Genomic DNA, 12,977 nt, shown 5'->3' with positions numbered 1-12,977 from the left:
TCCGAGGGGGCGAACGCCCGATAGCAAGGTGCTGGAGGATCCGTGGACCTGTCCCTGTCGACTCGCACTGTGCCCGGAGCTGGCGGCGACCGTACGGTCGTCGAGGTCGGTGGCGAGATTGATGTTTATACCGCGCCCAAGCTGCGCGAGCAGTTGGTCGAGTTGGTGAACGACGGCAGTTACCACCTGGTCGTCGACATGGAGGGGGTGGACTTCCTCGACTCCACCGGCCTCGGCGTGCTCGTGGGTGGTCTGAAGCGCGTGCGGGCGCACGAGGGCTCGCTGCGCCTGGTCTGCAACCAGGAGCGCATTCTCAAGATCTTCCGGATCACGGGCCTCACCAAGGTCTTCCCGATCCACACCTCGGTCGACGAGGCCGTCAACGCGGTCGACTGACCGGGGGGATCCCATGGCCACCGTTGAACTCCGCTTCAGTGCCCAGCCCGAGCACGTCCGCACGGCCCGCCTGGTGGCGGCCGCGGTCGCCCGCCGGGCCGGGGTGGACGAGGCGGTTCTCGACGAGGTGCGGCTCGCCGTCGGCGAGGCGTGTTCCCGTGCGGTCGGGCTGCACCGCAGCAACGGCCTCACCACGCCCATCCGGGTCGTGCTGACCGAGGAGGAGAAGACGTTCTCCATCGAGGTCGGCGACGAGGTGCCCGGTGCGGGCGCGGCGGGCGGTGTTCCCGGCGCGCGCGCCGAGGCGCCGCCCGAGGAGCTCGACGACACCGGTGCCGAGGACGAGATGGGTCTCGCGGTGATCCGCGGGCTCGTCGACGACGTCGAGGTGACCGCCGGCGAGGACGGCGGCACCATCCGGATGAGCTGGCCCACCACCCCGGCGGAGGCGGACGTCGACGTCCTGTCCTGACGCCGCGCCCCCAGAGACGTACACGAAGAGGCCCTGCCGCACACGGCAGGGCCTCTTCGCGCGTCGGGGGCCGTGCCCCGGGGCAATCGATGGATTCCGGCGGGGTGCCGCCCCGGGGAGCAGGTTTGTCCTGCTTCGGGTGCCTATGATCCGTGCTCATGGACCCGGAACCGGAATTGGCCCAGGCACCCGCCGCCCTTGCCGCGGCGGTGCTCACCAGCGGGAACCGGACGATCGTCGCCGTCGTCGCCGGTGTCGCCCTCGCCGCACTGGTCACCGCCCGGCTCTTCGGCCGCCAGGTGCTCAAGGCCGACGAGGGCACCCCGGTGATGCGGCGGATCGCCGCCGCCGTGCAGGAGGGCGCCAACGCCTACCTCGCCCGCCAGCTGCGCACCATCGGCCTCTTCGCCGTCGTCGTCTTCCTCCTCCTGATGGCGCTGCCCGCCGACTCCTGGTCGCAGCGGGCCGGCCGTTCGCTGTTCTTCCTGGTCGGGGCGTTGTTCTCGGCGGTCACCGGATACGTCGGGATGCGGCTGGCCGTACGGGCCAACGTCCGGGTCGCGGCGGCCGCCCGGGAGGCCGCCCCGGCCCCCGGCGAACCCGGACAGGACCCCGCGGAGGCCGCCCGCCGGGCCATGCGGATCGCCTTCCGTACCGGCGGCGTCGTCGGCATGTGCACGGTCGGTCTCGGCCTGCTCGGCGCGGCCTGCGTCGTCCTCGTCTACGCCGCCGACGCGCCCAAGGTCCTGGAGGGCTTCGGCCTCGGCGCCGCCCTCATCGCCATGTTCATGCGGGTCGGCGGCGGCATCTTCACCAAGGCCGCCGACGTCGGCGCCGACCTGGTCGGCAAGGTCGAGAAGGGCATCCCCGAGGACGACCCGCGCAACGCCGCCACCATCGCCGACAACGTGGGCGACAACGTCGGGGACTGCGCGGGCATGGCCGCGGACCTCTTCGAGTCGTACGCCGTCACCCTCGTCGCCGCGCTCATCCTCGGCAAGGCCGCCTTCGGCGACCACGGTCTGGTCTTCCCGCTGATCGTGCCCGCGATCGGGGTCCTCACCGCCGTCATCGGCATCCTCTCCGTCGCCCCCCGGCGCTCCGACCACGGCGGGATGCGCGCCGTCGACCGCGGCTTCTTCGTCTCCGCCGTCGTCTCCCTGGTGCTCGTCGCGGTCGCCGCCTTCGTCTACCTGCCGTCGTCCTACGCCGGACTGGCCGGCGTCACCGAACCGGGACTGACCGGGCACGACGGCGACCCCCGGGTCCTCGCCCTCGTCGCCGTCGCCATCGGGATCCTGCTCGCCGCGCTCATCCAGCGGCTCACCGGCTACTTCACCGAGACCGGCCGCCGGCCCGTCCAGGACATCGGCAGGTCCGCGCTCACCGGCCCCGCCACCGTCGTCCTCGCCGGCGTCGCCATCGGCCTGGAGTCAGCCGTGTACGCGGCGCTGCTCATCGCCCTCTCCGTCTACGGGGCCTTCCTGCTCGGCGGCGCCTCCGTGATGCTGGCGCTCTTCGCGGTCGCGCTCGCCGGGACGGGGCTGCTCACCACGGTCGGCGTGATCGTCGCCATGGACACCTTCGGCCCGGTCGCCGACAACGCGCAGGGCATCGCGGAGATGTCCGGGGAGGTCAGGGGCGCCGGCGCGCAGGTCCTCACCGAGCTGGACGCGGTCGGCAACACCACCAAGGCGATCACCAAGGGCATCGCGATCGCGACCGCCGTCCTGGCCGCCGCCGCGCTCTTCGGCTCGTACCGGGAGGCCATCGCCACCTCGGTCGCCGAGGTCGGCGCGAAGGCCGGCGAGCTGAGCCTCTCCATGGACATCTCCCAGCCCAACAACCTCGTCGGGCTGATCGTCGGCGCCTCCGTCGTCTTCCTCTTCTCCGGACTGGCCGTCAACGCCGTCTCCCGGTCGGCCGGTTCGGTGGTGTACGAGGTGCGGCGGCAGTTCCGCGAGCACCCCGGGATCATGGACGGCAGCGAACTCCCCGAGTACGGGCGGGTCGTCGACATCTGCACCCGGGACGCGCTGCGCGAACTCGCCACGCCCGGGCTGCTCGCCGTCACCGCCCCGGTCGCCGTCGGCTTCGCGCTCGGCGTCGGCCCGCTCGGCGCCTATCTCGCCGGGGCGATCGGCACCGGCGCCCTGATGGCGGTCTTCCTCGCCAACTCCGGTGGCGCCTGGGACAACGCGAAGAAGCTGGTCGAGGACGGCAACCACGGCGGCAAGGGCAGTCCGGCGCACGAGGCGACGGTGATCGGCGACACGGTGGGCGACCCGTTCAAGGACACCGCGGGGCCGGCGATCAACCCGCTCCTGAAGGTGATGAACCTGGTGGCGCTGCTGATCGCCCCGGCGGTGGTGCGGTTCTGCTACGGCGAGGACGCGAACGCCTGGGCGCGGGCCGGGATCGCGGTCCTGGCGCTGCTCGTGGTGACGGTCGCCGTCCGCGCCTCCAAGCGGCGTCCGGTGGCCGTCGCCTGACGTGGCGTCCGTCTCATTTCCGGGTCGCGCGGGTCCCCCGGAGGCCCGGCGCCGCTTGGTTCAAACGGATTCAACACGGGAGGAATCCCTCGCACGAAAGGTGGAAGTCGTCCGCGCGGCGTGTATGTTCCGGGGCCGAGAGTCTTGGAAGGGACCGATCCGGTGAACAAGAAGCTTGCGGCAGCGCTGTCCGGCGGTGCGGTACTGGTGCTCGTGCTGTCCGGCTGCAGCGACGACGAGGGCGACAAGGTCAACGACTGGGCCAAGTCGTTCTGCGACCAGGCGAAGCCGCAGATCCAGAAGCGGGCCGACGCCCACCAGATCATCATCTCGACCGCGGCCGACAGTCGTCCGGCGGAGATCCAGGCCGCCGACTCCAAGGCGTTCAAGGACATCGCGGACGCCGACCGGGCGCTCGCCAAGGCCGTGGAGACGGCCGGCGTCCCGCCGATCGAGAACGGCGAGAAGGTCCAGAAGGACGTCATCGCGGAGCTCAACGCGACCGCGCTCGCCTACGACGGGCTGAAGAAGCAGGTCGACGCGCTCGACCCGACGAACCAGCAGAAGTTCGCCGAGGGGCTGAAGGACGTCGCCGACGGCCTCACCAAGATCGAGAAGATGGACCAGAACGCGCTGGCCAACCTGGAGAACGGCGAGCTGGGCCAGGCCATGGCCAAGCAGCCGGGCTGCCAGAAGCCGACCCCGTCGGTGCCGAAGACGCCGTCCGGCTCCGCCTCCCCGAAGGCGGGCGGCACGGCCACGCCCACCACCTCGGCCTCGCCGAAGGCGAAGGCGTCCGCGTCCTCGGAGTCGTAACCCCCGCAGAGGCGTTCGCGCCGGCCGGCCCCGGGCACCCGGGGCCGGCCGACACGCTGTCCGGACCGCCGGGTCGTCAGCGCCGTCCGGACCGCCGGGGTCGTCAGGGCCGTCCGGACCGTCGGGGTCGTCAGGGCCATCAGCGCCGTCCGGACCGTCGGGGTCGTCAGAGTCGTCGTTCGGGCGGCGGGCCCCGGTTGCCGGGCTGTCGGTGTCCGGGTTGTCGGTGGCGGCCGTCACAATGGAGACCGTGAGTACGACTAGCCTGACCACCAGCCTTCCGGTGCCCGCGCACGCCGACCGTCTGCGCGAGGCCCTGCTCGCCGCGGACTTCACCGCCGACGGTCTGCTCGACCGGCTCGGCGCCGCCGCCTACGCGGCGCTCGCCCGCAGCGAGACCGTGCCCGCCCTGCGCGCCACCCGCGGCGACTCCCCGCTGGAGACCCTCGTCCGGCTCTTCCTGCTCCAGCGGGCCGTCGAGCCCGCCCGGGCCGCCGCCGCCCTCCCGCTGGAGGAGGCCCTGGCCGACGGCTGGGTGGTCGAGGAGGACGGCGCCGTGCGCGCCACCGTCGACGTGCGGCCGTACGGCGGCCCGGACGGCGAGGACTGGTTCATCGTCTCCGACCTGGGCTGTGCCGTCGGCGGCGCCGGCGGCATCGGCTCGAAGGAGGAGGGCGTCGTCCTCGGCGTCGGCGGCGCCTCCACCACGCTCGCCGGCATCACCGTCCGCACCCCGGTCGCCGCCGCGCTCGACCTCGGCACCGGCTCCGGCATCCAGGCCCTGCACGCCGCCCAGCACAGCACCCTGGTCACCGCCACCGACCTCAACCCGCGGGCGCTGGAGTTCACGAGGCTGACCCTCGCCCTCTCCGGGGCCCGTGAGGCCGAACTCCTGGAGGGCTCGCTGTACGAGCCGGTCGACGGCGACACGTACGACCTGATCGTCTCCAACCCGCCGTTCGTGATCTCCCCCGGCTCCGGCCTCACCTACCGGGACGGCGGGATGAGCGGCGACGACCTGTGCCGCACCCTCGTCCAGCAGGCCGGCGAGCGGCTGAACGACGGCGGGTACGCCCAGTTCCTCGCCAACTGGCAGCACGTCGACGGCGAGGACTGGCAGGACCGGCTCCGGTCCTGGGTGCCGCGTGGCTGCGACGCCTGGATCGTCCAGCGCGAGGTGCAGGACGTCACCCAGTACACCGAGCTCTGGCTGCGCGACAGCGGCGACCACCGCGGCGACCCGGAGGCGTACCGGGCGGCGTACGACCGCTGGCTGGACGCCTTCGAGGCGAGCGGCACCCGGTCGATCGGCTTCGGCTGGATCACCCTGCGGCGCGACCCGGCGGTGGCCGCCGGGAAAGCCGAGCCGTCGATCGTCATCGAGGAGTGGCCGCACCCCGTCGAACAGCCGCTCGGGCCGGCCGTCCGCGCCCACTTCGAGCGCCAGGACTACCTCCGCACCCACGACGACGCCGCCCTGCTCGCGGACAGCTTCACGCTCGCCCCCGAGGTGGTCCAGGAGCAGGTCGGGCTGCCCGGCGCCGAGGACCCCGAGCACGTCGTCCTGCGGCAGAACCGGGGCATGCGCCGCGCCACCCGGGTCGACCACGTGGGCGCCGGTTTCGCGGGCGTCTGCGACGGCACCCTCAGCGCCGGCCGGATCCTCGACGCGATCGCCCAGCTCATGGGCGAGGACCCGGTGCTGCTGCGGGACCGCACGCCGCAGTCCATCCGCCTCCTCGTGGAGGAGGGCTTCCTCACTCCGGAGTCGCTGCTTCCGGACGAGAAGCCGGCCGCGGAGTAGCCCCGGAGCGGCCGCGGAGCAGCCCCGGAGCAGCCCGCGGAGCAGCGCCGGAGTAGTGGGGCACTACCGGCCATCTTCGTGAAACCGTACGGCCCGGCCCGCGTCGTTCACCCGGAATTCGCGTCCCTGACGCCGTGAGGTGTCAGCCTCCCTTCCAGGACACCTCAGGGAGACGGACACCGCGCGGGTACGGCGCCGGGACGGGAAGCGGGTAAGGGCATGGAGAGCGGGCCGGCGATCTTCGCGGGGGCGGCGTTCACGCTGTTCGGAGGCGCGCTGCTGCTGTGGACCACCGTCCGGGTCCGGCAGGGCGAGCCGGTCGCGCTCGGCGTCGCGCCCCGCGCCGCCGCCGCCTTCGCGGGCCTCGCCGGGGCGCTCTTCCTGGGCCTCGGCCTCTGGTGCTTCGGCCGCCTCTGAGCAGCCGGTCGCGCCACCCGCTGAGACCCGCCCCACATCGAACCGCCCCGCCGGTCCGGCAGTCCGGGCGGCAGGAAGGGCAGGAGTCGGGTTACCGTTCGAGTGGCCGTTGCGGGCTTTCCCTGTTTGACACGGGGGCGGGTTGTACCGTCACACTCCGCAGCGACGCCAGCGTCACCATGCGTGTCGCTGACGTGCGTGCCAGCGCAGACCGCGTCGACCGGAGAGAAGAGCGAAGTTGTCCCCGACCAGCGAGACCGCACACGGCGGCCGCCGACTCGTCATCGTCGAGTCGCCTGCCAAGGCGAAGACGATCAAGGGCTACCTCGGCCCCGGCTACGTCGTCGAGGCGAGCGTCGGGCACATCCGTGACCTCCCCAGCGGCGCCGCCGAGGTGCCGGAGAAGTACACCGGCGAGGTGCGCCGCCTCGGCGTCGACGTCGAGCACGACTTCCAGCCCATCTACGTCGTCAACGCGGACAAGAAGGCGCAGGTCAAGAAGCTCAAGGACCTGCTCGCCGAGTCCGACGAACTCTTCCTCGCCACCGATGAGGACCGCGAGGGCGAGGCCATCGCGTGGCACCTCCAGGAAGTCCTCAAGCCCAAGGTCCCGGTCCACCGGATGGTCTTCCACGAGATCACCAAGGACGCGATCCAGGCCGCCGTCGCCAACCCGCGCGAGCTGAACAAGCGGATGGTCGACGCCCAGGAGACCCGCCGCATCCTCGACCGCCTCTACGGCTACGAGGTCTCCCCGGTGCTGTGGAAGAAGGTCATGCGCGGCCTCTCCGCCGGCCGCGTGCAGTCCGTCGCCACCCGGCTCGTCGTCGAGCGCGAGCGCGAGCGCATCGCCTTCCGCTCCGCCGAGTACTGGGACCTCACCGGCACCTTCTCCACCGGCCGCGCCGGCGACCCCTCCGACCCCTCGTCCCTCACCGCCCGGCTCGCCGCGGTCGACGGCAAGCGCGTCGCGCAGGGCCGCGACTTCGGCGCCGACGGCCGGCTGAAGAGCGAGACCGTGCTCCACCTCGACGAGGAGAAGGCCCGCGCGCTCGCCGCCTCCCTCGCCGACACCCGCTTCACCGTCCGCTCGGTCGAGTCGAAGCCGTACCGCCGCTCCCCGTACGCGCCCTTCCGCACCACCACCCTCCAGCAGGAGGCCAGCCGCAAGCTCGGCTTCGGTGCCAAGGCGACGATGCAGGTGGCGCAGAAGCTGTACGAGAACGGCTTCATCACCTACATGCGTACGGACTCCACCGTGCTCTCCGACACCGCCGTCGCCGCGGCCCGCGCCCAGGTGACGCAGCTGTACGGCGCCGACTACCTGCCGGAGAAGCCGCGCGTCTACGCCGGCAAGGTCAAGAACGCGCAGGAGGCCCACGAGGCGATCCGGCCTTCGGGTGATCGTTTCCGCACCCCGGCCGAGACCGGTCTGACCGGCGACCAGTTCAAGCTGTACGAGCTCATCTGGAAGCGGACCGTCGCCTCCCAGATGAAGGACGCCACCGGCAACTCGGTCACCGTCAAGATCGGCGGCACCTCCGCCGACGGCCGCGACGCCGAGTTCTCGGCCTCCGGCAAGACGATCACCTTCCACGGCTTCATGAAGGCGTACGTCGAGGGCGCCGACGACCCGAACGCGGAACTCGACGACCGCGAGCGGCGCCTGCCGCAGGTCGCCGAGGGCGACGCGCTCGCCGCCGAGGAGATCACCGCCGACGGCCACGCCACCAAGCCGCCCGCCCGCTACACCGAGGCCACCCTGGTCAAGGAGCTGGAAGAGCGCGAGATCGGCCGCCCGTCGACGTACGCCTCGATCATCGGCACCATCCTCGACCGCGGCTACGTCTTCAAGAAGGGCACGGCCCTCGTGCCGTCCTTCCTCTCCTTCGCCGTGGTCAACCTGCTGGAGAAGCACTTCGGCCGGCTCGTCGACTACGACTTCACCGCCAGGATGGAGGACGACCTCGACCGCATCGCCCGCGGCGAGGCCCAGTCCGTGCCGTGGCTGAAGCGTTTCTACTTCGGCGAGGGCGAGGGGGCGACCGGCGGTGCCGCCGACGCCGGCAACGGCGACGGCGACCACCTCGGCGGCCTCAAGGAGCTGGTCACCGACCTCGGCGCCATCGACGCCCGCGAGATCTCCTCCTTCCCCGTCGGCAACGACATCGTGCTGCGCGTCGGCCGCTACGGCCCGTACGTCGAGCGCGGCGAGAAGGACCAGGAGGGCCACCAGCGCGCCGACGTGCCCGACGACCTCGCGCCCGACGAGCTCACCGTCGAGTACGCCGAGGAGCTGCTCGCCAAGCCGAGCGGCGACTTCGAGCTGGGCACCGACCCGGTCAGCGGCCACCAGATCGTCGCCAAGGCCGGCCGGTACGGCCCGTACGTCACCGAGATCCTTCCCGACGACGTCCCGAAGACCGGCAAGAACGCGGTCAAGCCGCGCACCGCCTCCCTCTTCAAGACCATGTCCCTGGACACGGTCACCCTGGAGGATGCCCTCCGGCTCATGTCGCTGCCGCGGGTGGTCGGCGCCGACGCCGAGGGCGTCGAGATCACCGCGCAGAACGGCCGGTACGGCCCGTACCTGAAGAAGGGCACCGACTCGCGGTCCCTCACCAGCGAGGACCAGCTCTTCACCATCACGCTGGAGGAGGCGCTGGCGATCTACGCCCAGCCCAAGCAGCGGGGCCGGGCCGCCGCCAAGCCGCCGCTGAAGGAGCTCGGCACCGACCCGGTCAGCGAGAAGCCCGTGGTCGTCAAGGACGGCCGCTTCGGCCCGTACGTCACCGACGGCGAGACCAACGCGACCCTGCGCACCGGCGACAGCGTCGAGACGATCACGCCCGAGCGCGGCTACGAGCTGCTCGCCGAGAAGCGGGCCAAGGCCCCGGCGAAGAAGACCGCCAAGAAGGCCCCGGCGAAGAAGACCGCGGCCAAGAAGACGGCCGCGAAGAAGACCACCACGGCCAAGAAGACCGCGGCGAAGAAGACCACGACGGCCAAGAAGACGACGGCGGCCGCCAAGAAGACGGCGGCGGCCAAGCCGGAGTAGTCCGCCGCGGCGACGCTGCGAACGTGGGAAGGCCGGGAGCCGCGCTCCCGGCCTTCCCACGTTTGTTCGGCCGCGGCCCCGGTGAGCAAGGCCGTCCGGATAGGGTGGACGGATGACGCGAGCAGAGCAGCCAGAGCTTCTGGGCGACTCCGAAGCCGCACCCGCCCCCGGCGCCGCCCCCGTCTCCGACGCGGCCCTCGTCGCGGACTCCCGGGAGCGCGCCGTACGGGCCCTCGTCCGCCATCAGCCGCTGCGCAGGCTGTGGAGCGCCCAGGCCGTCGGCGGGGTCGGCGACGCCCTCGCCCTCCTCGTCCTGGTCCTCCTCGGCCTCCAGGCCGCGCTGACCGAGGGCGCCCTCGGCGGCGGCTACCGGGGCGCCGCCTTCACGGTCGCCGCCGTCGTCGGCGCCCGGCTGCTCGCCACCGTCCTCTTCGGCGCCGTCCTGCTCGGCCCGCTCACCGCGCTGACCGCGCCCGGCGCCGCCCTCGACCGGCGGTGGACCATGATCGGCGCCGACGGGCTGCGGATCGCGCTCCTCGTCATCGCGCCCCTGTGGATCGACTGGACCCCCGGCAGCGCCCTGTGGTTCGTGCTCGGCACGGTCTTCCTCACCGGCGCCGCCGAGCGCGTCTGGGCCGTCTGCCGGGACGGCGCCGCGCCCGCGCTGCTGCCCGCCGCGCCCGTCGAGGGCGACGCCGTCCGGCCGCTCCCCGACCACCTCGGCGCCCTGCGCACCCTCACCCAGCGCACCGCCTTCCTCGCCGTCCCGGCCGCCGCCGCCGTCCTGCTCGCCGCCACCCTCGTCTCCAACCTGCTGGGCTCCGGCGTCGAGTGGTTCTCGCTCCACCAGGCCGCGCTCGGCGGCTACGTCGCCGCCGGCCTCTTCGCCGCCTCCGTCAGCGTCCTCGCCGCGATCACCCTGCCCGGCGGCCAGACGCCGCGCCCCCGCTCGCCGCTGGAGGGGCTGCGCCGCCCCGCCGCCGAGAAGGGCCGCACCGGAGCCGTACCCCTGCTCGTCCTGGCCTGCGCCACCGTCGCCGGCGCCATCGGCGCCGCCGCCTCGCTCGCCGCCCTGCACGCCGTCGACCTCGACGGCGGCCCCGTCACCTACGCCCTGCTGGTGCTCGCGCTCAGCGGCGCCACCGCCGTCGGCATCCGCACCGCCCGCTCCGTGCTGCCGGTGCTCTCCCGGCGCCGGCTGCTCGCCCTCGCGATCACCGTCACCGGCGTCGCCCTGATCGCCGTCGGCCTGGTGCCCGACACCGCGACCGTGCTCTTCCTCGCCGTCCTCGCCGGATACGCGGCCGGCGTCGCCGCCCACACCGGGCACACCCTCATCGACCAGGAGACCGAGGAGCCGCGCCGGGAGCGCACCACCGCGCACCTCCAGGCCACCGCGCGCGTGGGCATCGCCGTCGGCGCGCTCGCCGCGCCGCTGCTCGCCGCCGCGATCGGCCCGCACCGCTTCGTCTCCGACTCCGGGAAGTTCGTCTTCGACCACGGCGGCGCCGCCTTCACCCTCGCCCTCGTCGGCGCCCTGCTGCTGCCCGTCGCCGCGCTCGTCCTCGCCAAGACGGACGACCGCGCGGGCGTGCCGCTCCGCCGCGACCTGCGCGACGCGCTGCGCGGCGCCGACCCCGCGCAGGCCCCGTCCGCCACCGGCTTCTTCATCGCCCTGGAGGGCGGCGACGGCGCCGGCAAGTCCACCCAGGTCCAGGCGCTCGCCGACTGGATCCGCGCCAAGGGCCACGAGGTCGTCGTCACCCGCGAGCCCGGCGCCACCCCCATCGGCAAGCGGCTCCGCTCGATCCTGCTCGACGTCTCGTCGGCCGGCCTGTCCAACCGCGCCGAGGCGCTGCTGTACGCCGCCGACCGCGCCGAGCACGTCGACTCGCTGGTCCGGCCCGCCCTGGAGCGGGGCGCCGTCGTCATCAGCGACCGGTACATCGACTCGTCCGTCGCCTACCAGGGCGCGGGCCGCGACCTCTCGCCGACCGAGATCGCCCGCATCTCCCGCTGGGCCACCGGCGGCCTGGTGCCGAACCTGACCGTCCTCCTCGACGTCTCCCCCGAGACCGCGCGGGAGCGGTTCACCGAGGCGCCGGACCGGCTGGAGTCGGAGCCGCCCGAGTTCCACGCGCGCGTGCGGGCCGGTTTCCTCGCCCTCGCCGCCGCCGATCCCTCCCGCTACCTGGTGGTCGACGCCGGTCAGGAGCCCGAGGCCATCACCACCGTCGTACGCCACCGGCTCGACCGGATGCTGCCCCTCTCCGAGGCCGAGGTGAAGGCCGCCGAGGAGGCCCGCCGGAAGGCCGAGGAGGAGGCCCGGCGCAAGGCCGAGGAGGAGGCCGCCCGCAAGGCCGAGGAGGAGCGCCTGGAGCGCGAGCGCCAGGAGCAGCTCGCCAAGCTGCGCGCCGAGGAGGAGGAGCGCAAGCGGCGCGAGGAGGAGGAGGCGCGCCGGCTGGAGGCCGAGCGGCAGGCCGAGGAGGCCCGGCGGAAGGCCGAGGAGGCCCGGCTCGCCGCCGAGGAGGAGGCCCGCCGGCGCGCGGCCGAGGAGAAGGCCCGCCGCGAGGAGGAGGAACGACTCCGCAAGCAGGCCGAGGAGGAGGCCCGGCTCCGCGCCGAGGCCGAGGCGCTCCGCCAGGAGAAGCAGCGCAAGGCCGAGGAGGCCCTGCTCCGCGCGGAGGAGGCCCGCCGGCTCGCCGCCGCGGCCACCGCCGCCAAGGCCGCCGAGGAGGCCGCCGCGGCGCAGCGGCGCGCCGCCGAGCAGGCCGCGAGGGCCGCCGCGCAGAAGGCGGCCGCGGAGGCCGCGGCGAGGGCCGCCGCCGAGCGGGACGCCGCGGAGAGGGCCGCGCGGGAGAAGGCCGCGGCCGAGCGCGCCGCCGCCGAGCGGAGGGCCGCCGCGGAGTCGGCCGACGAGATCACCGTCCAGACGCCGGTGGTGAACCTCGGCAAGGACGCCGGTACGGCTCCGGCGGCGGCGGACGACGCCCCGACGGTCCCGCCGAACGAGGTCACCGTGCCGACCCCGGTCGTCCGCCCCGAGGACCCGCGCCGCCCCGAGGACGAGACCGCGGTCCTGCCGCAGGTGCGCGACCGCGCGGCGGACGAGACCGCCGTGCTGCCGCCCGTGCGGGACACCGCCCCGGACGAGACGGCCGTGCTGCCGCCCGTGCGGGACGCGCGGCGGGCCGACCCGGCGGACCGGGTGCCGCGGGACTTCTTCCGGGACGAGCCGGAGGCCGGCGGGGCGGGGTCGAACGACGTCACCCGCGAGCTGCCCCAGCTCGACGAGACCGGCCGGCCGCGCCGCCGCTCGGACTGGGCCGAGGAGACCCCGCTCGACGACCTGCCGACGCTCGCGGACGAGCTGTTCGGCGGCTACGACGGCGACGACGACGAGCAGGACGGCCGCCGGCGCCGCCGCTGAGCGGGCCCGGACCCGGGGGCGGGGCCCGCTCCGGCCCCGGGCGACGGCGGTCGTTGTCGGAGGGCTGCCCCACAATGGAGGACGTACCTTCA

Annotated in this window: 8 protein-coding genes; all 8 read left to right on the top strand. The window is 73.8% G+C overall.

Annotation, left to right across the window (positions count from 1 at the left end; all coding sequences use genetic code 11):
- The first annotated feature begins 42 nt into the window (after positions 1–42).
- The 8 genes from IF73_RS0112100 (at position 43) to tmk (ending at position 12,885) form a co-directional block, all read left to right on the top strand.
- A complete protein-coding gene (locus IF73_RS0112100; RefSeq protein WP_030749286.1) occupies positions 43–396 on the top strand; it encodes an STAS domain-containing protein in 354 nt (117 codons plus the stop codon).
- A 13-nt stretch (positions 397–409) separates the two neighbouring features.
- The gene (locus tag IF73_RS0112095; RefSeq protein ID WP_031006555.1) at positions 410–868 is read left to right on the top strand and encodes an ATP-binding protein; all 459 of its coding nucleotides are present in this window, start codon (positions 410–412) and stop codon (positions 866–868) included.
- Positions 869–1,026: 158 nt separating this feature from the next.
- The gene (locus IF73_RS0112090) at positions 1,027–3,360 is read left to right on the top strand and encodes a sodium-translocating pyrophosphatase (RefSeq protein ID WP_031006553.1); all 2,334 of its coding nucleotides are present in this window, start codon (positions 1,027–1,029) and stop codon (positions 3,358–3,360) included.
- Positions 3,361–3,522: 162 nt separating this feature from the next.
- A complete protein-coding gene (locus IF73_RS0112085) occupies positions 3,523–4,176 on the top strand; it encodes a hypothetical protein (protein WP_031006551.1) in 654 nt (217 codons plus the stop codon).
- 250 nt (positions 4,177–4,426) lie between these two features.
- Positions 4,427–5,980 carry a DUF7059 domain-containing protein gene (locus tag IF73_RS0112080; RefSeq protein WP_402316645.1) on the top strand — a complete coding sequence of 518 codons (1,554 nt, stop codon included), beginning with the start codon at positions 4,427–4,429 and terminating at the stop codon, positions 5,978–5,980.
- 219 nt (positions 5,981–6,199) lie between these two features.
- Positions 6,200–6,397: a hypothetical protein gene (locus IF73_RS0112075; RefSeq protein WP_031006546.1), complete on the top strand. Its 198-nt coding sequence runs from the start codon at positions 6,200–6,202 to the stop codon at positions 6,395–6,397.
- A 238-nt stretch (positions 6,398–6,635) separates the two neighbouring features.
- On the top strand, positions 6,636–9,455 hold the full coding sequence (gene topA, locus IF73_RS0112070; RefSeq protein WP_031006534.1) for a type I DNA topoisomerase: 2,820 nt from the start codon (positions 6,636–6,638) through the stop codon (positions 9,453–9,455).
- A gap of 112 nt (positions 9,456–9,567) precedes the next feature.
- Entirely contained in the window at positions 9,568–12,885 is a 3,318-nt protein-coding gene (gene tmk, locus IF73_RS0112065; RefSeq protein ID WP_031006532.1) for a dTMP kinase, read from the top strand.
- Positions 12,886–12,977: the final 92 nt, after the last annotated feature.

This window comes from Streptomyces sp. NRRL F-5727, assembly GCF_000719555.1.
Classification (GTDB): Bacteria; Actinomycetota; Actinomycetes; order Streptomycetales; family Streptomycetaceae; genus Streptomyces.
The sequence above is the reverse complement of the archived record's forward strand: the minus strand, read 5'-3'. Positions and strand labels throughout refer to the sequence as shown.

What these genes read in the sequence shown, in the direction of transcription:
- tmk (WP_031006532.1), top strand. Translation starts at nt 9,568, where the DNA reads ATGACGCGAGCAGAGCAGCCAGAGCTTCTGGGCGACTCCGAAGCCGCA.
- IF73_RS0112075 (WP_031006546.1), top strand. Translation starts at nt 6,200, where the DNA reads ATGGAGAGCGGGCCGGCGATCTTCGCGGGGGCGGCGTTCACGCTGTTC.
- IF73_RS0112090 (WP_031006553.1), top strand. Translation starts at nt 1,027, where the DNA reads ATGGACCCGGAACCGGAATTGGCCCAGGCACCCGCCGCCCTTGCCGCG.
- IF73_RS0112095 (WP_031006555.1), top strand. Translation starts at nt 410, where the DNA reads ATGGCCACCGTTGAACTCCGCTTCAGTGCCCAGCCCGAGCACGTCCGC.